Raw genomic sequence first — 24,821 nt, 5'->3', positions numbered from 1 at the left:
AGCGGGGGAACTCGCCGATCGCTTCGCCGTTGACCGGCGAGGTGTTGGTGAAGTACTGGCCTTTGACCGGCTCGACGAACTCGCCGCCGATGTAGTTGCCGTAGCGCTTCTTGAAGGAAACGATGGCGTCTGGGGTACCGGGATGTGCGTAACGCATGATGGGTGCTCCTGCTTTTTGTCTTCTTCGGAAAGTGTGCGCCGTAGCGCCTGAACCAGCTTAGAGCAAAGCGCGGGCCATTACGTTCATGCCCCCGTTCCAGGGCCTTTGCGGGGATATTCCGGAATGTGCCTGCCCGCATGATGTCTCGGGTCTGGTACAGTCGTCGTGACATTTTGTCGCAGAACCGGTGCCGGAGTCGTTCGCTGTTTCCGGTGGAGTGATGGCCCTATGCAAAGAAATCCTCTGGAACAACATGTGCGCAACGTGCTGACGACAATGCGCGGAACGCCCTTGAGCGGCCCCGGCAGCGACCCGTCGATCGCCCGCTCCTGGCTGCGCTGTCTCGAGGAGCACCAGCTTGACCCTTCGCTGGCCGCGCAAACCCGTGTGCTGGAGTTCGGCCACCTGCAGGAGAGCCGCGAGCGCATGCGCCAGGTGCTGGATATCGCCAGCACCGAGATGAACAGCCTGCACCGCCAATTGTCGGGCGCTGGGCATGCGGTGCTGCTCACCGATTCGTCCGGGGTGATCCTCGACTGCGTGAGTGCGCCCGCCGAACGGCGGATGTTCGAGCAGGCCGGCCTGTGGCTGGGGGCCGACTGGAGCGAGGCCAGCGAAGGCACCAATGGCATCGGTACCTGCCTGGTCGAGCGCCAGCCGCTGACGATCCACCAGGGCGAGCACTTCTATGGCCGGCATACCGAGCTGACCTGCTCGGCCAGCCCGGTGTTCGACCCGTTCGGCGAACTGCTGGCGGTACTGGACGTTTCCTCGGCGCGGCAGAACGTTTCGCGCCAGAGCCAGTTCCACACCACGGCGCTGGTCAGCCTGTCGGCTAAGGTGATCGAAAGTGGCTACTTCCTGCAGCGTTTCGACGACCAGTGGCTGCTGCGTTTCCATGTCCAGGCCGGTTCGGTCGGCCTGTTCAGCGAAGGGCTGCTGGCGTTCGAGCGGGATGGCCGCATCTGCGCGGTGAACCAGGCGGGCCTCAACCTGCTGGGGCATACGCGTTCGGCCCTGCTGGGCAAGTCGCTGGAGGAGGTCTTCGACTGCGCGCTGGAGGAGGTCATCGGGCGCGCCAACCTGGATGCACGCACCAGTTGGCCGTTGCACGCGCGCAGCGGGCAGTTGCTGTTCGCCGTATTGCGCGGGCCGCCGGGGGCGCCGCCGGCCAGCCCGCAAGCCTCCGTCCCGTTGGCTCCGGCGCGGCCCGCCGGCGAGCTGTTCTCGCTTGGCGATGCACGTCTGCAGGAGGGCCTGCGCAAGGCGGTAAGGGTGCTGGAGCGGGACGTACCGCTGCTGATCAACGGCGAGACCGGCTCCGGCAAGGAGGCTTTCGCCAAGTCCGTGCATGGTTCCAGTTCGCGCCGCGAGCGGCCCTTCGTCGCGCTCAACTGTGCGGCGATACCGGAAAGCCTGATCGAGAGCGAACTGTTCGGTTACCGCGATGGCAGCTTCACCGGGGCGCGCAAGGGCGGTATGCGCGGGCGCCTGCAGCAGGCCGATGGCGGCACGCTGTTCCTCGACGAGATCGGCGACATGCCGCTGGCCCTGCAGACCCGTTTGCTGCGGGTGCTGGAGGACCGCCTGGTGGTACCCATTGGCGGCGAGCCGCAGGCCATCGACGTGCGGATCATCAGCGCGACCCATCGCAACTTGCTGGAGCGGGTGGCGGACGGTTCGTTCAGGGAAGACCTCTACTATCGGCTGAATGGCCTGGAAATCATGTTGCCGGCCCTGCGCGACCGGCAGGACAAGGCACAATTGCTCGACACGCTGCTGGTCGAGGCGGGCGGCGATGGCATACGGCTGCTACCGGACGTGCGTCGGGCGCTGCTGGACTTCCAGTGGCCGGGCAACGTCAGGCAACTGCGCACGGTGCTGCGTACGCTGGTGGCGCTGTGTGACAGCGATTGCATCCGCTTCGAGGACCTGCCCGCGCTCATTCGCCAGCAGGCACGACCGGCGCCGCCGCCCGTGCCGTCGGCGGAAGCGCCGCTGGAACAGGCCGAGCGCCAGACCCTGCTCGAAGCCCTGGAGCGCCAGCGCTGGCATATGGGGCGGGTCGCCGAGGAGCTGGGCGTCAGCCGCAACACGCTCTATCGCAAGCTGAAGAAGCACGGGGTCGGCAAGGGCGCGGCAGGCGGCAGGCTATAGGTGGCAGGAAGCGTTTGACAATGTCTGGTCGGCGGCCAGCATGCTTGCAGCTTGCAGCTTGCAGCTTGCAGCTTGATGCCGTCCTCCCTCAGTACCAGGGCGATCGCGCTATGCACGGCAAAGCGCTGGAAGGCTCTAGGCTGGACGAAAGCGCCTGGCAAGCGGTGTTTTTCGTCCAGCTTTCCAGCCTCCAGCGCTTTTGTCGAAGCCCCTTTCCGGGTGAATAACGGTATCGCGCAATCGCCCTCCCTCAGTGCGCGGCGCGCAGCAGGCGCAGGCCGTTGAACACCACCAGCAGGCTGGCGCCCATATCGGCGAACACCGCCATCCACAGCGTGCCGGAACCGGCCAGGGTCAGGGCCAGGAACACCGCCTTGATGCCCAGCGCCAGGGCGATGTTCTGCACCAGTACGGCATGGGTGCGGCGCGACAGGCGGATGAACAGCGGCAGCTTGCGCAGGTCGTCGTCCATCAGCGCCACGCCGGCGGTCTCGATGGCGGTGTCGGTGCCGGCCGCGCCCATGGCGAAGCCGATATCGGCGCGGGCCAGGGCCGGCGCGTCGTTGATGCCGTCGCCGACCATGCCGACGCGCTGCCCCGATGCCTGCAACTGCTCGATACGCGCCAGCTTGTCCTCCGGCAGCAGGTTGCCGCTGGCGTCGTCGATACCGGCCTGGACGGCGATGGCGGCGGCGGTGTGCGGGTTGTCGCCGGTCAGCATCAGGCTGCGCACGCCCAGCCTGTGCAACTCGGCGACCGCCTCGCGGCTGCTCTCGCGGATGGCGTCGGCGACCGCGAACAGCGCCAGCGGGCCGCTTTCGTCGAGCAGCGCGATAACCGTCTTGCCCTGGCGCTCCAGGGCGTCGAGGCGCGCCTCCAGTTCTGCCGAGCACAAGCCCAGTTCCTCTATCAGGCGATGGTTGCCCAGGTGCAGGGCGTGGCCCTGCACGTCGCCACGGCTACCGCGGCCGGCGATAGCGGTGAAGTTCTCCACGTTCTCCAGCGCCAGCCCGTCCGCCTGCGCGGCGCGGGCCAGCGCCTGCGACACCGGGTGGTCGGAGCGCGCGGCGAGGCTGCTGGCGAGCACGCGCAGTGGCCGCTCGGCGCCACGCAAGGCGATGAAGTCGGTCTGGCGTGGCTGGCCGTGGGTCAGGGTGCCGGTCTTGTCCAGAGCGACCCAGGCCAGTTGCCGGCCCATTTCCAGGTACACGCCGCCCTTGACCAGGATGCCCTGGCGCGCGGCGGCGGCCAGGCCGCTGACCAGCGTCACCGGGGTGGAGATCACCAGCGCGCAGGGGCAGGCGATCACCAGCAGCACCAGGGCGCGGTAGACCCAGTCGAGCCAGGCGCCACCGAACAGCAGCGGCGGCAGCACGGCGGTGAGCAGGGCGATGGCGAACACCAGCGGGGTATAGATGCGCGAGAAGCGGTCGACGAAGCGCTGGGTCGGCGCCTTGGCGTTCTGCGCGCTTTCCACGGCATGGATGATGCGGGCCAGGGTGCTGTCGTCGGCCTTGCGCGTGCTGCGGTATTCCAGTTCGCCCTCGCCGTTGATGGTGCCGGCGAACAGGGTGTCGCCCGCTTCCTTTTCCACTGGCAGGCTTTCCCCGGTGATCGGCGCCTGGTTGACGCTGGAGCGCCCGGCGAGCAGTTCGCCGTCCAGCGCGATGCGTTCGCCGGGGCGCACCTGGACCCGTGTGCCGGGCTCGACCTCGGCGGCGGCGATGTCCTGCCAGCGTTCGTCGCGCCAGACCCGCGCCCGTTGCGGCGCCAGGTCGAGCAACTGGCGGATGGCCTGTCGCGCGCGCTGCAGCGAGCGCGCCTCGATCACTTCGGCGATGGCGAACAGCACGGCGACCATCGCCGCCTCTGGCCATTGGCCGATCAGCAGCGCGCCGGTGACGGCGATGCTCATCAGGGCGTTGATGTTCAGGTCGCGGTTCTTCAGCGCGATCAGGCCCTTGCGGTAGGTGGGCAGGCCGGCGGCGAGGATCGCCAGGATCGCCAGCGCGGCCACCAGCCATTGCGGGCCGAAGCCGAACCACTCGCAGACTTCCGCCGCCAATGCGGCCACGCCCCCCAGCGCCAGCGGCCACCAGGGCTTGGCGGCGGGGGCGGCGGCCGGGCCGGCGCCATCGACCGGCTCGGCCTGCATGCCGAGGGCGGCGACCAGCTTCTGCAGGGGTTCGATATCGGTGAAGTGGTGGCGCACGCGCAGTTCGCGCTGCATCAGGTTGAACTCCAGCGCTTCGATTTCCTCGCGCTTGCCGAGGGCATCTCGCAGCAGGCGCTCTTCGGTCGGGCAGTCCATCGCCTCGATGCGCAGGTGCGTCCAGCGGGCCTCGCCAGTGGCGCCAGCGATGGCGCCGGTGGACGGCGGAGGGGCGGTGTGGCTGTGATGGCAGCAGTTGTCCTGGGGCATGGCAGGGTTCCATTGACGATATGGCGCCGATTGCACACCCTGTAGCAACTACAGAGTCAAGCGATGGAGTGGGCAGGATGAAGATTGGCGAGCTGGCGCGGCGTACCGGTTGCCCGGTGGAGACCATCCGCTACTACGAACGGGAGGGGCTGCTGCCCGCACCGGCGCGCAGCGAAGGCAACTACCGGATGTATACCGCTGCACATGTCGAGCGCCTGGCCTTTATCCGCCACTGCCGCTCGCTGGACATGACCCAGCAGGAAATCCGCCACCTGCTGGCGCTGCGCGATCACCCCGAGGCCGATTGCGGCGAGGCCAATCGCCTGATCGACGAACATATCCGCCATGTCGAGCTGCGCATCGAGGAGTTGCGCGCCTTGCAGCGGCATCTGCTGGAGCTGCGCGGCCACTGCCGGAGCGTCGGCAGCACGGGGGAATGCGGCATCCTGCGCGAACTGGAACAGGCGACGCCGCCCACTCCGCTCGAGGCGGGCTGCACCGGCCATGTGCCGGGCGCGCATGGGCGCTGAGCGTCTGTTCAACCGGTGCCGGGGGGCGCCATGCGCATCGAGAATCACCGGCGCGCATGGCATGCCCTGCACTGGAACCGTCATGGAATAGAGGTGATCTTCGCGGAAATGCCCTAGGTGTCTGTTGACGTTTCGGGATGGATGGCCGGATCGAGGCACAAGCGGACAGCCGAAAAGCGCTTGGCTGGAGGCTGAACGACCGGCACACGGCGCCAGCTCTTTCGTCCAGCGTTCAGCCATCAGCGCTTTCAATCGAAAGCCGAAGGCCGCTTGTTCCTCGAAGAAGCCCGTTCTGAGGGCTGGATTGGAAATATATTGCCATCCGAATCAATGAGTTAAAGCAAAGCCTCAACAGCCCCTAAGAATATGCGATCAGGTTGTCAGGCCGGCAAGCGGTTGATCTCCACCGTGACATGGGCCAGTTCCTCATGCACGGCCAGGCGCTGGCGTACGCTGTCGGCATCCAACCGGGCGGCGGTAGCGAGGGTAAGCAGGCAGGCGTACTGGTCCTTGCCAACGCGCCAGAGGTGCAGGTCGGTGATGGTGGTGGGCTCCGGGAGTTCCGCGATGACCTGGCGAACCTCTTCCACCACGGGCGTGTCCATCTCCGCATCCAGCAGTACGCGCGCGGTATCGCGCAGCAGGCCCTTGGCCCAGAGCCCGACCAGCACGGCGCCGACCAGGCCCATGGCCGGGTCGAGCCAGGACGCGCCCCAGAACCTGCCCGCCAGCAGCGCGACGATCGCCAGCAGCGAGGTGGCGGCATCCGCTATCACATGCAGGTAGGCGGAGCGCAGGTTGAGGTCATGGTGATGATGGTGATGATCGCCGTGGCCATGCGCGTGGTGGTCGTGCCCGTCCCGTAGCAGCCAGGCGCACAGCAGGTTGACCAGCAGCCCCGCCACGGCGATGACGATGGCCTGGTCGTAGAGGATCGGGCCGGGAGAGAACAGGCGCTGCAGCGACTGGAAGGCCATCAGCAGGGCCACTCCCAGCAGCAGGATGGCGCTGCTGTAGCCGCCGAGAATCTCGATTTTCCAGGTGCCGAAGGCGAAGCGGCGGTCGTTGGCCAGTCGCCGGGCCGCCGCGTAGGCCAGCAGCGAGAGGCCGAGGGCCAGTACATGGGAGCTCATGTGCCAGCCATCGGCGAGCAGCGCCATCGAATTGAAGTACCAGCCACCGGCGATTTCCACCAGCATCATCATCGCCGTGAGAGCCACGGCCAGGCGCGTATTGCGTTCGGCGCAGGGGTTGCCCTGGTGGAAGTGGTGCGCGTGAGCACAATGTTCCGGGCTTCGTGTGGTCATGGGTATCATGCTCCAGACAGGATGGCCTGAATACTATACCCCAGTATACTAATCGAGGAGAAAACCATGGCGCATACCCTGAAAGGGAAGAAGCAACTGCTGACCCGCATACGCAGGATCAAGGGGCAGGCGGGCGCCCTGGAGGCGGCCCTGGAGCAGGAAGTGGAGTGCCTGGCGGTTCTCCAGCAGATCGCCGCGATCAGGGGCGCAGTCAATGGCCTGATGGCCGAGGTGATGGAGGGGCACATCCGCGAGCACCTGGGTGCCGAAAGGCTCAGCGCCGAGGAACGCCAGGCGGATGCCGACCAGATCGCCGTGTTGCTGCGTTCCTACCTGAAGTGAGCCAGGGCTTGCGCCCGGAAAACACCCGGACCGCTCTCATAAAGATTGACCATTTGTTTTAAAAGAAAAACTTCGGGGCGGGGTTATGCGGTGGCGAAACAGGACAGTCGATTGAACGTTCACCTCCGTCCCCGGGCAGGCCTATGGCCTGTTTCTAAGGGGCGAGATAGCGCGACCGGATTGGCAATAGTGTGTCTGGCTTCGGGGGCGTAGAGTGCGATCTCGGGCTCATCGTCCCTGTGCGAATGCCAGGTGGCGGGACGGGGCACGCGTGAATACATCCCTGTAGCTCTTCGCCGCCATCCCTGGCGGCGAAGGCCCCGTCCCGCCACCTGGCATCCGCACAGCCACTAGCGGCGGTGCCTGAAAGAAAAAGCCAGAGAAAGCGCAACCCCTATGAATGAGGCGGCCCGGCACTGAGGGCTCTTTCCATAGTCACCACGTTATTCGCCGCGAGGCCGTCCAGCCCCGCTACGAAACCTTCACTGGCAGGGACGCCGGCGAAGAGCGCCTCCTTATTCATATGGGCGACGGGTTCATGCGTGTTTCGTAGCGGGGCTCGCCGGGTTCGCGACACCACGGACAACAGAACACCTCCAGCGGCATACGATGAGCTACAGACTTGGTTGCCAATCCGATCGCAACGAAGCAATACACTAGCGTCTAGCGTCTAGCGTCCAGCGTCCAGCGTCCAGCGCCCACGGGGCCAGGCCATGCACCGGGATTTCATGCGATCGCCCTGAACGTCTCACGAGCCAAGGCGCCCGCAGGGTGATAGCGCCGCATCGGCAGGGGCTCAGGCCTCGGTTTTCAGCCCCATGCCCTGGCGGTTGGCCACCGCGGCGGCGGCGGTGCGGGTTTCCACGCCGAGTTTCACGTAGATGTGCTCCAGGTGCTTGTTCACCGTGCGTGGGCTCAGGCCGAGGATTTCGCCGATGTCGCGGTTGGTCTTGCCGCAGGCTACCCAGTGCAGCACTTCGACTTCGCGGCCGGTCAACTGGAAGCGCTCGACCAGGGCCGCGTCGATATCCGCCTGGGCCGGTGGCGTGGCGGCGCTCGCCGAGGCCTGGCGCGCCTCCTGCAAGGTGCGTGCGGTGCGCAGGTGGGCGGCCAGGCGGGCCAGCACCTGTTCCGGGTGGATCGGCTTGGTGACGTAGTCGATGCCGCCGGCGGCGAAGCCGCGCACGACATCCTCGCTGTCGGCCAGGGCGGTCATGAACACCACCGGGACATCCTCGAAGGCCGCGTCGGCCTTGAGCTGGCGGCAGGTGGCGAAACCGTCCAGGCCCGGCATCATGGCGTCCAGCAGGACGATATCCGGCTTGAGCCGGCGCATGCGTTCCAGCGCACTGTTGCCGTCGAGCGCCACCAGCACCATGTAGCCGGCCTGTTCCAGGGCACTGGAGAGCAGGGCCAGGTTGTCTGGCACGTCGTCCACGATCAGTACGATGTCTTGTCTCACAGTAGCTGTCCTCCTGTTGCCGGAGTCCGTTCCTGGGTGGTCGTGGGATTGGCCTGTTCGAGTTGCCTGGCCAGTTCGTCAAGGCGGAAACCCCTGGCCAGTTCCTGCAGCTTGCACAGCGCCTCGGCTTGCCGCGGGTTGCCTTCGCGCAAGCGTTCCAGGCCCTCCAGCACGCCGCGCACATGGCCCAGCGCGAGGGACTGGCGTAGCGCCTGCAACGCCTCGGCGGGCAGTTCCAGGGCGGGCACGGCGGCGCTCGCGCCGTTGTCATCGCCGAGCCATTCCAGGCCCAGGTGTCGCTTGAGCTTTTCCAGCAGTCGCGGGGTGTGCACGGGCTTGGCCAGGTAGTCGTCGCAGGCGTCGCTGTCTGGGCCGTCGGCGAAGGCGTTGGCCGAGATGATGATGATCGGCGCCCGCGAACCGATCGAGCTGCGGATCAGCCGGCTGGTCTGCCAGCCGTCGAGCTGTGGCATGGACAGGTCCATGAGGATCAGGTCCGGGTTGTGCAGGGACACCTGGCTCAGGGCTTCCTGGCCGCTGGCGGCCATGTGCATGTCGAAGCCCAGCGGGCCGAGCATGCCGACCAGCACCTGGCGGTGTTCGAGGTGGTCGTCCACCACCAGGATACGCTTGCGCGGCCCCCGGTAGCCGCTGATGTCGTGCTCCTCGTGGAGCAGCGCCTGGGGCACGCGCACCTCCGAGAGGAACAGGCGAATGCGAAAGCGGCTGCCCTGGCCGGGGCTGCTGTGCAGGGACAGTTCGCCGCCCATCAGCGAGGTGAGCATGCGGGTGATGGTCAGCCCCAGGCCGAGCCCCGAGTCCTGGCGCAGCGGGTCGCCGCGCTCGAAGGGCTGGAACAGCCGCTCGGCCTGTTCCTCGGGAATGCCGATGCCGGTGTCGACGATCTCGAAGGTGGCCGTCTCGCGCAGGTAGCTGACGCGCAGGCTGACGCTGCCCCGTTCGGTGTAGCGCACGGCGTTGCCGAGCAGGTTGATGAGGATCTGCCGCACGCGCTTCTCGTCGCCACGCACCACCGCCGGAATCCGCCCTTCGCTGACCAGGTGGAAGGACAGGCCCTTTTCCTCGGCCTGGGGCGCGAACATCTGGCGCAACTGGTCGAGAAATTCCGCCAGGGCGATTTCCGTCGGCTCCAGGGACAGCTTGCCGGCTTCGATCCTGGCCACGTCGAGCAGTCCGTCGATCAGCGACAGCAGGTGCGAGCCGCTGCGGTAGATGGTGGCCAGCGCCTCGCGGTGGCGTGGCGCTATGTCGTTCTCACGCTGCAGGATCTGCGCGTAGCCGAGGATGCTGTTGAGCGGTGTGCGCAACTCGTGGGACAGCCCGGTGACGTAGCGGCTCTTGGCCGCGTTGGCGGCTTCCGAGGCTTCCTTGGCTTTCTGCAATTCCTCGTCGGTCTTGCGGTGGGCCTCGATCTCCTGCATCAGCAGGGCGGTCTGGCGGTTCGATTCCTCTTGGGCGACACGGCGGCTTTCGCGTGTCAGCACCACCCACCAGGCCAGCGCCGCGGCGAACAGCGAGAGCAGCAGGAAGGCCTTGAGAAAGCCCTGGTAGAGGATGTCCGCGGCGCTGTCCTGCAGGTCCTGGGCGACCTGTCCGTAGATCAGCGCCAGGGCGCAGGAGAGCAGCGCCACGATCACCGTCAGCACGCCCAGGTAGTGCGCCAGGCGGGTATGCAGACGCGGCACCGAGCTGTACGGCAGCAGCCAGCGCACGCAGTCCTCGAACTGCGCCACCAGCCGCGCCCGCGGCTTGCAGATATCGCCGCAGCGGGCGTCCAGCGAGCAGCACAGCGAACAGATGGCCGCGCCATAGGCCGGGCACATGGCCATGTCCTCGCGTTCGTAGGCGTTGCTGCACAGCACGCATTGCAGGGTGCTCTGCTGCGGGTGGGAGATTTTCAGGGTGCTGACCCTGGCGGTGTAGTAGCGCCCCTTGGTGTACCAGGCGATCAGCGGCGCGCAGAGCAGCGCCGCGAGCAGCGCGACCACCGGCGAGGCGGCCTGCGCCAGGGCGCCGAACAGCCCGAGGTGGGCCAGTACCGAGAGCAGCGAGGCGATCAGCATGGCGCCGACGCCGACCGGGTTGATGTCGTACAGGTGGGCGCGCTTGAACTCGATATGCGCCGGCGACAGGCCGAGCGGCTTGTTGATCACCAGGTCGGCGACCAGCGCGCCGATCCAGGCGATGGCGATATTGGCGTAGAGCCCGAGCACCTGCTCGATGGCCTCGAACACCCCCAGCTCCATCAGCGTCAGCGCGATCACCACGTTGAACACCAGCCACACCACGCGCCCCGGATGGCTGTGGGTGACGCGGGCGAAGAAGTTCGACCAGGCCAGCGAGCCGGCGTAGGCGTTGGTCATGTTGATCTTCACCTGCGAGACGATGACGAACAGCACCATGGCGCCCAGCGCCCACTGCGGCGAGGCGAATACGTAGTTGAAGGCCACCAGGTACATCTGCGTCGGCTCGGCGGCACGCTCGATCGGTACTTCGTGCTGCAGCGCGAGGAAGGCGAGGAAGGCGCCGGCGAGCATTTTCAGGGCACCGGGAATGATCCAGCCGGGGCCGGCCATGAGCAGCGCGCTCCACCAGCGCAGGCGGTTCTCGCGGGTCTTCTCCGGCAGGAAGCGCAGGTAGTCGACCTGTTCGCCGATCTGCGTCACCAGCGCCAGCGCCACGGTGCAGGCTGCACCGAAATGCAGCGGATTGAACACGCCGGCATCGCCATCGCGCCCGGCGAAGCTGGTCCAGTCGCCCAGCGCCCCGGGGTTCTTGGCGATGACGAAGACGTACGGCAGGATCAGCAGCACCAGCCACAACGGCTGTGTCCACATCTGCAGGCGGTTGATCAGGGTGATGCCATAGGCCACCAGCGGCACGATGCCCAGCGAGCAGATGACATAGGCCAGCGCTAGCGGCAGGTCGAAATACAGTTCCAGCGCCAGGGCCATGATCGCCGCTTCCAGGGCGAAGAACAGGAAGGTGAAGCTGGCGTAGATCAGCGAGGTGATGGTCGAGCCGATGTAGCCGAAGCCGGCGCCGCGGGTCAGCAGGTCCATGTCCACGCCGTAGCGGGCCGCGTAGTAGCTGATCGGCAGGCCGGTGAGGAAGATCACCAGGCTCACCAGCAGGACCGCCCAGAGCGTGGTGGTGAAGCCGTAGCTCAGCGCCAGGGTGGCGCCGATGGCCTCCAGCGCGAGGAACGACACCGCCCCCAGCGCGGTGTTGGCGATGCGCCATTCCGACCACTTGCGGAATGACTTGGGGGTGAAGCGCAGGGCGTAGTCCTCCTTGGTCTCGTCGGCGACCCAGGAGTTGTAGTCGCGACGAATCTTGACGATGCGCTGGGGGCTGCTGGGTTGCACGGCGGTTTCCTGCTGGAGGGTATGCGCATTGTCGAAGCAAGTTCCATTCCCCGACCAGTCCTGTCGGGTACGTCAGATGACGTACGCGTCTACGTCATGCTGCGTATACCGGGAAAACCCCGCTGCTCGCATGCTGGTGACGAACCGGAGCGGATCACGCCCGGACCAACCAGCACAGGAGCAGGACGATGGAATCAAGACTGACGGGAGTGAGAAAGACGCTTCCACGGCGTCTGGCACTGGGTGCCGCGACCTTGTCACTGGTGGCGGCCAGTGTGTTCGGCCAGGCCGCCCTGGCCGATTCGGTGAATACCACGGGGCTGGCGGTGACCGACACCGAGGTGGTGGTCGGCCAACTGCACTCGGCCACCGGCACCATGGCGATCTCCGAAACCGGTTCGATCCAGGCCGAGCGCCTGGCCATCGAGCAGATCAATGCCTCGGGCGGCGTACTCGGGCGGCAGATCCGGGTGATCCAGGAAGACGGCGCCTCGGACTGGCCGACCTTCGCCGAAAAGGCGCGCAAGCTGCTGGTCGGCGACAAGGTGGCGACGGTGTTCGGCTGCTGGACCTCGGCCTCGCGCAAGGCGGTGCTGCCGGTGTTCGAGCGGGAGAACGGGCTGCTCTACTACCCGACCTTCTATGAGGGCCTGGAGCAATCGAAGAATGTCATCTACACCGGCCAGGAAGCGACCCAGCAGGTGCTCGCCGGCCTCGACTGGATCGCCAAGGAGAAGGGCGCCAAGACTTTCTACCTGATCGGCTCCGACTACATCTGGCCGCGCACCTCGATGAAGATCGCGCGCAAGCACATCGAGAACGTACTCGGCGGCAAGGTGGTCGGCGAGGACTACTACCCGCTGGGCAACACCCAGTTCGGTTCGCTGATCAACAAGGTCAAGCTGCGCAAGCCCGACGTGGTGTTCGCCGCCGTGGTCGGCGGTTCCAACGTCGCCTTCTACAAGCAGATGAAGGCCGCCGGTGTCACCGCCGACAAGCAGAACCTGCTGACCATCTCGGTCACCGAGGATGAACTGCTGGGTATCGGCGGCGAGAACATGACCGGCTTCTATGCCTCCATGAAGTACTTCCAGAGCCTGGAAAACCCGAACAACGCCGCCTTCGTCGAAGCCTTCAAGGCCAAGTTCGGCAAGGATTCGGTGATCGGCGACGTGACCCAGGCCGCCTACCTCGGCCCCTGGCTGTGGAAGGCAGCGGTGGAGAAGGCCGGCAGCTTCGACGTGGACAAGGTGGTCGCCGCCTCGCCCGGCCTGGAACTGACCACGGCGCCGGAAGGCTACGTCAAGGTGCATGACAACCATCACCTGTGGAGCAAGACCCGCATCGGCCAGATCCAGTCCAACGGCCAGTTCAAGGCGGTCTACGAGTCCGACCTGATCGAACCCAATCCTTTCCCGGAAGGCTACCAGTAAGGCGAAGAGCCGAAGAAAGCGCTGGAGGCTGGACGATTCGATTTCGTCCAGCCTCCAGCCTCCAGCGGCTTTCAACGAGGATTCTCTATGGAATGGCTATCGGAATTCGGCGCCATCGCCGCCATGCAGGGGTTCAACGGTCTTTCCGTATTCTGCGTCCTGCTGCTGATGGCGCTGGGGCTGGCGATCATCTTCGGGCAGATGGGGGTGATCAACATGGCGCACGGTGAGTTCCTCACCATCGGCGCCTACACCACCTTCGTGGTGTCCACGCTCACCGAGCAGTTCGCACCGGCCTTCGGGCCCTACTATTTCTTCCTGGCCATCGCGCTGTCGTTCCTGATCGCCGGCGCGCTGGGCTGGCTGGTCGAGTGGGTGATGATCAGCCGGCTCTACCAGCGCCCGCTGGACACCCTGCTGGCCACCTGGGGCCTGTCGCTGGTGATGCAGCAGGCGTTCCGCTCGATCTTCGGCGCGCGCGAGGTCAGCGCCACCCTGCCGGAGTGGCTGATGGGCTCGTGGAACCCCACCGAGGCCATCGACATCCCGCGCAACGGGCTGTTCGTCATGGGCCTGACGCTGCTGCTGACCGCCACCGTATTCCTCATGCTGTACCGCTCGCGCTGGGGCCTGCAGGTGCGCGCCACGGTGCAGAACCGGGTGATGAGCCGCGCCGTGGGGATCAACACGCGGCGGGTCGACCGCATGACCTTCGCCCTCGGCTGCGGCATCGCCGGGGTGGCTGGCGCGGCCTTCACCACCATCGGCTCGACCGGGCCGACCGCCGGTTCGCTGTATATCGTCGATACCTTCCTGGTGGTGGTGTTCGGCGGCGCCTCCAGCCTGCTCGGCACCATCGCCTCGGCGTTCAGCATCGCCCAGGCGCAGTCGATCATGGAGTTCTTCATGAGCGGCTCGATGGCCAAGGTGCTGACCCTGTCGGCGGTGATCCTGATCCTGATGATGCGCCCGCAGGGGTTGTTCTCCAGCAAGGTGCGCAAATGAACAGTCACTTTCAACCGACTGCGCGCTCCATCCGCGGCGTCGCGCGCAGCTCGTTTCCTCGACGTACCGCGTGTACGCCTTCGTCACTGCGCTCCGGGCTTCTTGCAACTGGAGCTGCTCGCCACGGTTCAAAGCGACTTTTCGTGCGCTGGGGGATTTGCTGATGAAAAACGCATACGAAAGCCTGCTCGGTGGCAAGCAGGGCGCCATCGGCCTGGCGGTGCTGGCCGCGCTGGTGCTGCTGGTGTTCCCGCTGGCGCTGGACGCCTTCCGCCTGAACATGGTCGGCAAGTACCTGAGCTACGCCTTCGTCGCCGTCGGCCTGGTGCTGTGCTGGGGCTACGGCGGCATCCTCAGCCTGGGCCAGGGCATTTTCTTCGGCCTCGGCGGCTACTGCATGGCGATGTTCCTCAAGCTGGAAGCCTCCGACCCGGAAAGCACGAAAATCCAGTCCACCCCCGGCATCCCGGACTTCATGGACTGGAACCAGATCACCGAACTGCCGCTGTTCTGGGAACCCTTCCACAGCTTCGGCTTCACCCTGCTGGCGGTGATCCTGGTGCCGGTGGCGCTGGCGCTGGTGATCGGCCTGGCGATGTTCAAGCGGCGTGTCGGCGACGTGTACTTCTCCATCGTCACCCAGGCCATCGCGCTGATCCTCACCGTGCTGATCATCGGCCAGCAGGGGCTGACCGGCGGCGTCAACGGTATTACCGACCTGAAGACCCTGCTCGGCTGGGACATCCGCAGCGACTCGGCGAAGACCCTGCTGTACTTCGTCAACGCGTTGCTGCTGTTCGGCTGCATCCTGCTCGGGCGCTTCATCCTCTCCTCCAAGCTGGGCCGGCTGCTGATGGCGATGCGCGACAAGGAAGAGCGGGTGCGCTTCTCCGGCTATGACGTGGCCAGCTTCAAGATCTTCGTGTTCTGCGTGGCGGCGGCATTCTCGGCGGTCGGCGGGGCGATGTTCACCTTGCAGGTGGGCTTCATGTCGCCGACCTTCGTCGGCATCGTGCCGTCCATCGAGATGGTCATCTTCGCCGCCGTCGGCGGGCGCATGTCGCTGCTCGGCGCGGTGTATGGCGCGCTGCTGGTCAACTACGGCAAGACCTACTTTTCCGAAACCTTCCCGGAGCTGTGGCTGTACCTGATGGGCGGTCTGTTCATCGTCGTCGTCATGTACATCCCCAACGGCCTCGCCGGCCTCTGGCAGAGCCACGGGCGGCCCTGGCTGGCACGCCTGTTCGACAGGCGCGGGTCTTCGTCATCAGTCAACGCCCGCGGGCAGGAGGACAGGCCATGAGTGCAAGCGGTTTCCAGATGCCCAAGCCGGTACTGGCCGTCGAGGGCCTGAGCGTGTCCTTCGACGGCTTCAAGGCGGTGGACGATCTCAACCTGTACATCGACCGCAACGAGGTGCGGGTGGTGATTGGCCCCAACGGCGCCGGCAAGACCACGCTGCTCGACCTGATCTGCGGCAAGACCCGTGCCACCTCCGGCAGCATCCAGTTCGAGAACCGCGAACTGACGAAAATGCGCGAGTACGACATCGTCCGCGCCGGGGTCGGGCGCAAGTTCCAGAACCCGTCGATCTACGAGAACCTCACGGTGTTCGAGAACCTGGAAATGTCCTACCCGGCCGGGCGCACGGTGTTCGGCGCGCTGTTCTTCAAGCGCAGCGCCGAGGTGCTGGAGCGGGTCGAGCAGGTGGCGCGCGAAATCATGCTGCACGAGCACCTGCACCAGCAGGCCGACCTGCTTTCCCACGGCCAGAAGCAGTGGCTGGAGATCGGCATGCTGCTGATGCAGGACCCGCAGTTGCTGATGCTCGACGAGCCGGTGGCGGGCATGAGCGTGTCCGAGCGGATGGCCACCGCCGAGCTGCTGGGGCGCATCAGCCAGGGCCGCTCGGTGCTGGTGATCGAGCACGACATGGAGTTCGTCAAGCGCATCGCCCACAAGGTCACGGTGCTGCACCAGGGCAGGGTGCTGGCCGAGGGCAGCATGGAGGCGGTGCAGAACAATCCCAAGGTGATCGAGGTTTACCTGGGGCATTGATCCCGGGGCCGGGCTTCCACCGCCCGTAGAGTGCGCCGTGCGCACCGCCCGATACGCAATGGTGCGCATGGCGCACCCTACGTTGGAGTGACATTCATGTTCCAGATCAGCAACCTCGCTTCCGGCTACGGCCAGAGCCAGATATTGCACGGCCTCGACCTCGACGTGGCGAAGAAGGAAATCGTCGCGGTGATGGGGCGCAACGGCATGGGCAAGACCACGCTGTTCAAGAGCCTGATGGGCATCCTGCCGCAGTGGGGCGGGCAGATCCGCGTCGACGGCCAGGACATCTCCAGCCTGGAGACCCAGCAGCGGGTCGCCAGCGGCGTGGCCTACGTGCCGCAGGGGCGGATGATCTTCGGCCAGATGAGCGTGCTGGAGAACATCCAGACCGGCCTGCCGGCCAGCGCCGGCGGGCGCGTGCCGGACGATCTCTACGCGCTGTTCCCGGTGCTCTACGACATGCGCTCGCGCAAGGGCGGCAACCTCTCCGGCGGCCAGCAGCAGCAACTGGCGATCGCCCGGGCGCTGGCCACCAACCCCAAGGTGCTGCTGCTCGACGAACCGACCGAGGGCATCCAACCGTCGATAATCAAGGACATCGCCCGCAGCCTGAAGGAAATCCGCGATATGCGCGACCTGACCATCATCGTCTCGGAACAGGTGCTGTCCTTCACCCTGGAGATCGCCGATCGCTTCCTGGTGATCGAGAAGGGCCGCTTCGTCGTCGAGGAAACCCGCGACAAGGTGGATGAGGCGAGTATCAGTCGGTATTTGTCGGTTTAGAGCCGGAGGCTGGAGGCTGAGGGCTGGACGAAAAACGGAAGGTAGCCGTATTTTTCGTCCGGCCGCTCACCTCTTCGTTCTATTGCAGCCCCGATCACAACATGATCGTGGGGCTCCTCCAGGGCGATCGCGCTATGCACGGCAAAGCGCCGAAAACAGCGCTGGAAGGCTCGGCTGGACGAAAGAACATGCCAACCGGTGTTTTTCGTCCAGCTTTCCAGCGTCCAGCGCTTTTGTCGAAGCCCCTTTCCGGTGAATAACGGTATAGCGCAATCGCCCTGGGGGCTTTTGCTTGTCTCGTCCAGCCTCCAGCACTCAGCCTCCAGCCCCGCCGTACGTTATCCAACGTATTTCCCGATCCCTCCCCGCCCCCGAGACTGGTTGCGTAACCCGGCACATACACGTCCGGCATCCACCACTGTTCCCAGGAGCACTGTCATGACCGAAACGCTGATCAAGGTCGACCTCGACCAGCCCGCCACCCAGAACGAACAGGTGCACAACCGCTGGCACCCGGACATTCCCATGGCCTGCTGGGTCAACCCGGGCGACGACTTCATCCTCGAAACCTACGACTGGACCGCCGGCGCCATCGCCAACGACGACAGCGCCGATGACATTCGCGATGTCGACCTGACCACCGTGCACTACCTGTCCGGCCCGGTGGGCGTGCGCGGCGCCCAGCCGGGCGACCTGCTGGTGGTCGACCTGCTCGACCTCGGTGCCAAGGAGGAAGCGCCCTGGGGTTTCAATGGCTTCTTCTCGAAGAAGAACGGCGGCGGCTTCCTCACCGACGAGTTCCCGCTGGCGCAGAAGGCCATCTGGGACTTCCAGGGTATCTACACCAGCTCGCGGCATATCCCCGGCGTGCGCTTCGCCGGGCAGATCCACCCGGGCCTGATCGGCTGTCTGCCGTCGCGGGAACTGCTGAACACCTGGAACGATCGCGAACTGGGGCTGATCGGGACCGACCCGCAGCGTGTGCCGCCGCTGGCCAACCCGCCGTTCGCCGCCACCGCGCACATGGGCAAGCTGACCGGCCTGGCCCGCGACAAGGCCGCCGCCGAAGCGGCGCGCACCGTGCCGCCGCGCGAGCATGGCGGCAACTGCGATATCAAGGACCTGTCGCGTGGCTCGAAGATCTACTTCCCGGTCTACGTCGATGGCGCCGGGCTGTCGGTGGGCGACCTGCACTTCGCCCAGGGCGATGGCGAGATCACCTTCTGCGGCGCCATCGAGATGGCCGCTGGCTGGGTGCATATGAAGGTCGAGCTGATCAAGGGCGGCATGGCCAAGTACGGCATCAAGAACCCGATCTTCAAGCCCAGCCCGCTGGTGCCCAACTACAACGACTACCTGATCTTCGAAGGCATCTCGGTGGACTCCAGCGGCAAGCAGCACTACCTCGACGCCAATGTCGCCTACAAGCAGGCCTGCCTGAACGCCATCGAGTACCTGACCAAGTTCGGCTACTCGCCGGCCCAGGGCTACGCTCTGCTCGGTTCGGCGCCGGTGCAGGGGCACCTGAGCGGCGTGGTCGATATCCCCAACTCCTGCGCCACCCTGTGGCTGCCGACGCAGATATTCGACTTCGATATCAACCCCAGCGCCGCCGGCCCGATCAAGCACCTGGACGGCAGCATCGACCTGCCCATCGCCCAGGATAAATAAGCCCAGGAGAGTGTCACGGCTGGATACAGCGCTGTCTGGCTCCCTTCTCCCTGTGGGAGAAGGGGCGGGGAAGAGGGGGCGCCCGAGAGGGCGCTGCTGCGATAGACGATCCGTCAGCCTGTCTGGCGGCCGCCCCTCTCCCCGGCCCTCTCCCGCGAGGGGAGAGGGAGCTAGGTCGGATACCACAGCGCCTTTGCATGCCGTTGGTCCGAAATAAACAATCCGAGGAAGCGAGCCATGCCCATCTACGAATACGACTGCCCGGAGTGCGGTGATTTCACCCTGCTGCGCTCGATGGCCGAGCGCCAGCAGCCCTGTGCCTGCCCCGCCTGCGGCCTGCCGAGCGTACAGGTGATCCGCAGCGCGCCGCGCACCTCCAGCATGCCCGGCAGCCTGCTGCGCAGCCACGAGGTCAACGAGCGCAGCCGCCATGCGCCGCAGAGCCTGGCCGAATACAAGAACAACCGCCGCCACCCGGCCGGCTGCAGTTGCTGCTCGGCCAGCAAGAAACCCGCCGCCCAGGGCGAGCCGGCACCCTTGAAAGCCGCGGGCAGCCGCCCGTGGATGATCAGCCACTAGAAGCAGCCACAAGCTTCAAGCTGCAAGCCTCAAGCGAGCGGCTTGCGAGTCTTGGCTTGAAGCTTGCCGCTTGAAACTTGGAGCTTAGCCATGCGTCACGGTGATATTTCCAGCAGCCCCGATACCGTCGGCGTTGCCGTCGTCAACTACAAGATGCCGCGCCTGCACAGCAAGGCCGAAGTCATCGACAATGCCCACAAGATCGCCGAGATGATCAAGGGCATGAAGCTCGGCCTGCCGGGCATGGACCTGGTGGTGTTCCCCGAGTACAGCACCATGGGCATCATGTACGACAAGGACGAGATGATGGCCACCGCCGCCAGCATCCCCGGCGAGGAAACCGCGATCTTCTCCGCCGCCTGCCGCGAGGCCAGGACCTGGGGCATCTTCTCGCTCACCGGCGAGCGCCACGAGGAACATCCGCACAAGGCGCCCTACAACACCCTGGTGCTGATAAACGATGCGGGCGAGATCGTGCAGAAGTACCGCAAGTGCATTCCCTGGTGCCCGATCGAGGGCTGGTACCCGGGCGACCGCACCTACGTCAGCGAAGGCCCCAAGGGCATGAAGATCAGCCTGATCATCTGCGACGACGGCAACTACCCGGAAATCTGGCGCGACTGCGCGATGAAGGGTGCCGAACTGATCGTGCGCTGCCAGGGCTATATGTACCCGGCCAAGGAGCAGCAGGTGCTGATCTCCAAGAGCATGGCCTGGGCCAACAACTGCTATGTCGCGGTGGCTAACGCCGCCGGCTTCGATGGCGTCTACAGCTACTTCGGCCACTCGGCGCTCATCGGCTTCGATGGCCGTACCCTGGGCGAGTGCGGCGAGGAGGAAATGGGCATCCAGTACGCCCAGTTGTCCATCTCGCAGATCCGTGATGCGCGGGCCAACGACCAGTCGCAGAACCACCTGTTCAAGCTGCTGCACCGTGGCTACACCGGCATCCATGGCTCTGGCGACGGCGACAAGGGTGTGGCCGACTGCCCGTTCGAGTTCTACCGCAGTTGGGTGCTGGACGCCGAGAAGACCCGCGAGGATGTCGAGAAGCTGACCCGCTCGACCATCGGCGTGGCCGATTGCCCGGTGGGCGAACTGCCGCATCCGGGCAAGGAGCGCTCGGTGTAGGGTGCGCCATGCGCACCGATAAACCTTCCCATGGTGCGCACGGCGCACCCGGTGATCGACCGATGCCTTTCGCCAATCAAGTGATCGAGCACAACCGCGAGCAACTGGCCCGCGCCGGCGGGCCTTTGCCGTCGCGCTTCACCTTCGAGCCGGAGCAGGCGATGGCGCTGCTGCGCTCGCGCATCGTCGGCCAGGACGCGGTGCTCGACGAGATGGCCGCCATGCTCAGGGTGGTCAAGGCCGGCATCGGCGACGGCGAACGGCCGCTGGCGGTCAACCTGTTCATGGGCCCGACCGGGGTCGGCAAGACAGAGATCGTGCGGCTGCTGGCCCAGGCCATCCATGGCCGCGCCGATGCCTTCTGCCGTATCGACATGAACACCCTGGCCCAGGAGCACTATGCCGCCGCCCTGACCGGCGCGCCGCCCGGCTATGTCGGCAGCAAGGAAGGCGCCACGCTGTTCGATGTCGAGGCGATCCAGGGCAGCTTCAGCCGCCCCGGCATCGTGCTGTTCGACGAACTGGAGAAGGCCAGCCGCGAAGTGGTGCGCAGCCTACTCAACGTGCTCGACAGTGGCCGGCTGACGCTGTCGGCGGGCAACCGCAGCATCGACTTCCGCAACAGCCTGATCTTCATGACCAGCAACATCGGCGCCCTGCAGGCCTGGAACAGCGGTTGGGGGCGCTGCTGGCCCGGTGCGCGGCGGGCGATCATGCGGCGTGCGCTGCACCGGCATTTCGAGCCGGAATTCCTCAACCGTATCGACCGTATCCTGGCCTTCCAGGCACTGGATGCCAGCCGCCTGGGTGCGTTGCTGGATATCGAACTGGCGAAGCTCGACCAGCGCCTCGCGCGGCAGGGCCGCTCATTGCATGTGGATGACGAGGCCCGGCGGCTGCTGTGTGCGGCGCACGATGCCCGCTTCGGCGCCCGCGACCTGGCGCGGCGCCTGCGTACGCGGTTGGAGCCGGTACTGGCCGAAGGCTTGCTGGCGCAACCGCAGCGGACGCACTGGCGGGCTGGTGTCCGCGATGGACGACTGGTGGTCGAATGAGCGATAGCTGGAAGCCATAAGCTGGAGGCCGGGCGATCGCGCTATGCGCTCAAAGGGCCGAAAAGAGCGCTGGAGGGCTTGGGCTGGACGACAAGCCGTTCGTGTTCTACCCGGAACCAAGGCTTCTACGTCCCGCTGTCCAGCCTTCCAGCGCTTTTGTCGGCTCTTCAGCCACATAGGGCGCAGATGGGTATCGCTTTGCTCAACCCATCCTACGAACTATGTCTTGCCCTGGCATTCGCACAGGGGCGCTGATCCCGAGGCCACATGGCCGCAGCGCCCGGGGATAGAGGTTGGGCGCTATCGACAATGCGGCCAGGCATACGGAGCCGCGACCAGCGGATGTCTCCTGACTTCAGCGCGCTGCCAGCAATTCGCGGCCCCGGGCCACGGCCTGGCGCACCTGGGCGGGGGCGGTGCCGCCGATATGGTCGCGGGCGTTCACCGAGCCTTCCAGGGTCAGCACGGCGAATACGTCGTCGCCGATCTGGTCGCTGAAGCGGCGCAGTTCGTCCAGGCTCATCTCGGCCAGGTCCTTGCCGCTTTCCACGCCGTATTTCACCGCATGGCCGACGATCTCGTGGCAGTCGCGGAACGGCAGGCCCTTGCGTACCAGATAGTCGGCCAGGTCGGTGGCGGTGGAGAAGCCACGCAGCGCCGCCTCGCGCATGATCTCGCGCCTGGGTTTGATCGCCGGTACCATGTCGGCGAAGGCGCGCAGGCTGTCGCGCAGGGTATCGGCGGCGTCGAACAGCGGTTCCTTGTCTTCCTGGTTGTCCTTGTTGTAGGCCAGCGGCTGGCCTTTCATCAGGGTCAGCAGGCCGCTCAGGTGGCCGAACACCCGGCCGGACTTGCCGCGTACCAGTTCCGGTACGTCCGGGTTCTTCTTCTGCGGCATGATCGAGGAGCCGGTGCAGAAACGGTCGGGCAGGTCGATGAACTGGAATTGTGCGCTGGTCCACAGCACCAGTTCTTCCGAGAAGCGCGACAGGTGCATCATCGCCAGCGCCGCGGCGGCGCAGAATTCGATGGCGAAGTCGCGGTCGGAAACGCCGTCCAGCGAGTTGCCGGAGATCGCCTCGAAGCCCAGCAGCTCGCAGGTGATCTCGCGCTGGATCGGGTAGGTGGTGCCGGCCAGCGCGGCGCTGCCCAGGGGCATGCGGTTGGTGCGCTTGCGGCAGTCCACCAGGCGTTCGTAGTCGCGGCTGAGCATCTCGAACCAGGCCAGCAGGTGGTGGCCGAAGGTCACCGGCTGGGCGGTCTGCAGGTGGGTGAAGCCCGGCATGATGGTGCCGGCCTCGGCTTCGGCCAGCCCCAGCAGGCCCTGCTGCAGGCGGGTGATCTCTTTGAGGATGGTGTCGATCTCGTCGCGCAGCCACAGGCGGATGTCGGTGGCCACCTGGTCGTTGCGCGAGCGACCGGTGTGCAGCTTCTTGCCGACGACGCCGATACGGTCGGTCAGGCGCGCCTCGATGTTCATGTGCACGTCTTCCAGGTCGATGCGCCAGTCGAACTGTCCGGCTTCGATCTCGGCCTGGATATCCTTCAGGTTGCCGATGATGCTGTCGCGTTCGGCATCGGTCAGCACGCCGGCCCTGGCCAGCATCGTGGCATGGGCGATGGAGCCCATGATGTCGTGGCGGTAGAGACGCTTGTCGAACTCGACGGAGGCGGTGAATCTGGCGACGAAGGCGTCGACGGGCTCGCTGAAGCGTCCGCCCCAGGACTGGTTGGTCTTGTCGGTGCTCATAAATGCGCTCGCTGCAATCGGAATGCGGGAAAACAGGGCGGCGATGATAGCAGGGTTGGCGGGGTGCCGGCTTCCGCCCATGGGAAGTGTCGGGGTGGTCGCGCCATGCGCGGCAAGGCGCCGAAAACAGCGCTGGAAGGCTTGGCTGGACGAACGCGCGTGGCAAGCGGTGTTTTTCCGTCCAGTTTTCCAGCCTCCAGCGCTTTTATCGAAGCCCCTTTCCAGTGAATAACGGGATAGCGCAATCGTCCTGTGGGAAGCGTTCGGTTACACGCCGGCAGCCACCGTTTTTCGGTGCGAGGTGAGGTGCATATGCGTGCCCGATGCATGGGAACGGGCACTTTTCGGGGGGAATGCGAGTCTCACTCTGGAACGCCGTTGAAGGCGTCATTTACCTGTCTACGCTATCTGTATGCGTGACAAATGCAGGAAGCCTGATCCATATGAATGTCCTGATTGTCGATGATGAGCCACTGGCGCGCGAGCGCCTGAGCCGCCTATTGGGTACCCTCGATGGCTACCGGGTGCAGGAGCCGGGAGCTGGCAATGGCGAGCAGGCCCTTGCCCTGATCGATGAATTGCGACCGGATGTCCTTTTCCTCGATGTCCGCCTGCCGGGCCTGGATGGCCTGCAGGTCGCGGGGCGCCTGTGCGAGCGTGACGCGCCGCCCTCCGTGGTGTTCTGCCTCGAGGGCGACGATGTCTCGCTCGATGCTTTCCGCTCATCGGGTGTCATCTATCTGCAGAAGCCCGTGCAGGCCGAGGCCCTGGCGAGTGCCCTGAGGCGTGCCGAGCGCCTGAACCGCACCCAACTGGCCGCCCTGACCCGGCCTGCCGCTCAGTCCGGCCTGGGGCCGCGCACCCATATCAGCGCCCGCACCCGCAAGGGTATAGAGCTGATCCCGCTGGACCGGGTGCTTTATTTCATCGCCGATCACAAGTACGTCACCTTGCGCCACGAGGGCGGCGAAGTGCTGCTGGATGAGCCCCTGAAGGCGCTGGAGGATGAGTTCGGCGAGCGTTTCGTGCGCATTCACCGCAATGCGCTGGTGTTGCGCAGGCGCATTGTACGGCTGCAGCGCACGCAGCTCGGGCATTTCCAACTGTACCTGGGCGGCCTGGAGAATGAGCCGCTGACGGTCAGCCGCCGACATGTGGCGGGGGTTCGCAAACTGATGAGTCATCTCTGACCGCGCTCGGTGTAAGGGCGCGGGCCATGCGCTGAAAAGAGTCGGAAAGAGCGCTGGAAGCGGGAGGCTGGACGAAAGAGCGGGCGATCCAGGTTTCCGTCCAGCCTTCGGCGCCTTTATCGAGGCACATTGACCCTGAATGACGATATACCGCGATAGCACCGCCGCCGTGGTTGGCGGCTGCGGCGCGGCGGCATTAGAATCGTGGGCTAAACAGACAGGGACGGGTGTTTTCGTGCGATTTTCAAGCTTGCTGGGCTGCCTTCTGCTCGCCACTTCCGGATGTTCCTCGATCGACCAGGCGCCGGCTTCAGGATCGCCCCCGTCCGTATCCGCGACAGCTTCGGTCGAATCTTCGCTATTGTCGGGCAGCGTCGCGCCTGTCGCCGAGGAG

General features: G+C 65.7%; 18 protein-coding genes and 1 pseudogene. 13 read left to right on the top strand and 6 right to left on the bottom strand.

The window, feature by feature from the left end:
- Nucleotides 1–157, bottom strand: a pseudogene (locus DNJ95_RS18015) (aldehyde dehydrogenase family protein); the annotation flags it as partial.
- A gap of 231 nt (nt 158–388) precedes the next feature.
- Here DNJ95_RS18015 and DNJ95_RS18010 point away from each other — a divergent pair.
- Nucleotides 389–2,317 carry a sigma-54-dependent Fis family transcriptional regulator gene (locus DNJ95_RS18010; protein WP_131186102.1) on the top strand — a complete coding sequence of 643 codons (1,929 nt, stop codon included), beginning with the start codon at nt 389–391 and terminating at the stop codon, nt 2,315–2,317.
- 250 nt (nt 2,318–2,567) lie between these two features.
- Here the strand turns inward: DNJ95_RS18010 and DNJ95_RS18005 are convergent, their stop codons facing one another.
- The gene (locus tag DNJ95_RS18005; RefSeq protein WP_131186101.1) at nt 2,568–4,739 is read right to left on the bottom strand and encodes a heavy metal translocating P-type ATPase; all 2,172 of its coding nucleotides are present in this window, start codon (nt 4,737–4,739) and stop codon (nt 2,568–2,570) included.
- A 77-nt stretch (nt 4,740–4,816) separates the two neighbouring features.
- Here DNJ95_RS18005 and cadR point away from each other — a divergent pair, with 77 nt between their 5' ends.
- Nucleotides 4,817–5,269 (top strand): Cd(II)/Pb(II)-responsive transcriptional regulator, encoded by a 453-nt coding sequence (gene cadR, locus DNJ95_RS18000; RefSeq protein WP_131186100.1) that lies wholly within the window; start codon nt 4,817–4,819, stop codon nt 5,267–5,269.
- A 380-nt stretch (nt 5,270–5,649) separates the two neighbouring features.
- On the opposite strand, the gene dmeF is transcribed toward cadR, so the two are convergent.
- On the bottom strand, nt 5,650–6,576 hold the full coding sequence (gene dmeF / locus DNJ95_RS17995; RefSeq protein WP_131186099.1) for a CDF family Co(II)/Ni(II) efflux transporter DmeF: 927 nt from the start codon (nt 6,574–6,576) through the stop codon (nt 5,650–5,652).
- 66 nt (nt 6,577–6,642) lie between these two features.
- Here dmeF and DNJ95_RS17990 point away from each other — a divergent pair, with 66 nt between their 5' ends.
- Nucleotides 6,643–6,918 carry a metal/formaldehyde-sensitive transcriptional repressor gene (locus DNJ95_RS17990; RefSeq protein WP_131186098.1) on the top strand — a complete coding sequence of 92 codons (276 nt, stop codon included), beginning with the start codon at nt 6,643–6,645 and terminating at the stop codon, nt 6,916–6,918.
- A gap of 796 nt (nt 6,919–7,714) precedes the next feature.
- Here DNJ95_RS17990 and DNJ95_RS17985 read toward each other — a convergent pair.
- Together DNJ95_RS17985 and DNJ95_RS17980 are read right to left on the bottom strand one after the other, a co-directional pair.
- Nucleotides 7,715–8,380: a response regulator transcription factor gene (locus DNJ95_RS17985; RefSeq protein WP_131186097.1), complete on the bottom strand. Its 666-nt coding sequence runs from the start codon at nt 8,378–8,380 to the stop codon at nt 7,715–7,717.
- Nucleotides 8,377–11,769, bottom strand: coding sequence for a hybrid sensor histidine kinase/response regulator (locus DNJ95_RS17980; RefSeq protein WP_131186096.1), 3,393 nt, complete (start codon nt 11,767–11,769; stop codon nt 8,377–8,379). Before DNJ95_RS17980 ends, DNJ95_RS17985 begins: the two co-directional genes overlap by 4 nt.
- Before the next feature lie 188 nt (nt 11,770–11,957).
- On the opposite strand from DNJ95_RS17980, the gene urtA reads away from it, so the two are divergent.
- The 9 genes from urtA (at nt 11,958) to DNJ95_RS17935 (ending at nt 21,487) form a co-directional block, all read left to right on the top strand.
- A complete protein-coding gene (gene urtA, locus DNJ95_RS17975) occupies nt 11,958–13,202 on the top strand; it encodes an urea ABC transporter substrate-binding protein (RefSeq protein ID WP_131186095.1) in 1,245 nt (414 codons plus the stop codon).
- Between the two features lie 87 nt (nt 13,203–13,289).
- A complete protein-coding gene (gene urtB / locus DNJ95_RS17970) occupies nt 13,290–14,207 on the top strand; it encodes an urea ABC transporter permease subunit UrtB (RefSeq protein ID WP_165491646.1) in 918 nt (305 codons plus the stop codon).
- Nucleotides 14,208–14,370: 163 nt separating this feature from the next.
- Nucleotides 14,371–15,510: an urea ABC transporter permease subunit UrtC gene (gene urtC / locus DNJ95_RS17965; RefSeq protein WP_131186094.1), complete on the top strand. Its 1,140-nt coding sequence runs from the start codon at nt 14,371–14,373 to the stop codon at nt 15,508–15,510.
- A complete protein-coding gene (urtD, locus tag DNJ95_RS17960) occupies nt 15,507–16,265 on the top strand; it encodes an urea ABC transporter ATP-binding protein UrtD (protein ID WP_131186093.1) in 759 nt (252 codons plus the stop codon). The genes urtC and urtD overlap by 4 nt, the downstream gene beginning before the upstream one ends.
- A 96-nt stretch (nt 16,266–16,361) precedes the next feature.
- Complete coding sequence (urtE, locus tag DNJ95_RS17955; RefSeq protein WP_131186092.1) at nt 16,362–17,051, top strand: urea ABC transporter ATP-binding subunit UrtE; 690 nt, start codon at nt 16,362–16,364, stop codon at nt 17,049–17,051.
- Between the two features lie 438 nt (nt 17,052–17,489).
- Nucleotides 17,490–18,722 (top strand): formamidase, encoded by a 1,233-nt coding sequence (gene fmdA, locus DNJ95_RS17950; RefSeq protein ID WP_131186091.1) that lies wholly within the window; start codon nt 17,490–17,492, stop codon nt 18,720–18,722.
- 237 nt (nt 18,723–18,959) lie between these two features.
- On the top strand, nt 18,960–19,301 hold the full coding sequence (locus DNJ95_RS17945) for an FmdB family zinc ribbon protein (protein WP_131186090.1): 342 nt from the start codon (nt 18,960–18,962) through the stop codon (nt 19,299–19,301).
- A gap of 90 nt (nt 19,302–19,391) precedes the next feature.
- Nucleotides 19,392–20,432: an aliphatic amidase gene (locus DNJ95_RS17940; RefSeq protein WP_131186089.1), complete on the top strand. Its 1,041-nt coding sequence runs from the start codon at nt 19,392–19,394 to the stop codon at nt 20,430–20,432.
- A gap of 62 nt (nt 20,433–20,494) precedes the next feature.
- Nucleotides 20,495–21,487: an AAA family ATPase gene (locus DNJ95_RS17935; protein ID WP_131186088.1), complete on the top strand. Its 993-nt coding sequence runs from the start codon at nt 20,495–20,497 to the stop codon at nt 21,485–21,487.
- Nucleotides 21,488–21,842: 355 nt separating this feature from the next.
- Here DNJ95_RS17935 and argH read toward each other — a convergent pair whose 3' ends face one another.
- Nucleotides 21,843–23,237, bottom strand: a complete 1,395-nt coding sequence (argH, locus tag DNJ95_RS17930) for an argininosuccinate lyase (RefSeq protein WP_131186087.1) — start codon at nt 23,235–23,237, stop codon at nt 21,843–21,845.
- A 443-nt stretch (nt 23,238–23,680) separates the two neighbouring features.
- Here argH and DNJ95_RS17925 point away from each other — a divergent pair, with 443 nt between their 5' ends.
- On the top strand, nt 23,681–24,427 hold the full coding sequence (locus DNJ95_RS17925; RefSeq protein ID WP_131186086.1) for a LytR/AlgR family response regulator transcription factor: 747 nt from the start codon (nt 23,681–23,683) through the stop codon (nt 24,425–24,427).
- Nucleotides 24,428–24,821 lie beyond the last annotated feature (394 nt).

Source organism: Stutzerimonas kirkiae, from assembly GCF_004327335.1.
GTDB classification, from domain to species: domain Bacteria; phylum Pseudomonadota; class Gammaproteobacteria; order Pseudomonadales; family Pseudomonadaceae; genus Stutzerimonas; species Stutzerimonas kirkiae.
Note: the sequence above shows the minus strand (reverse complement) of the source record. Positions and strands in the feature narration are given on the sequence as shown.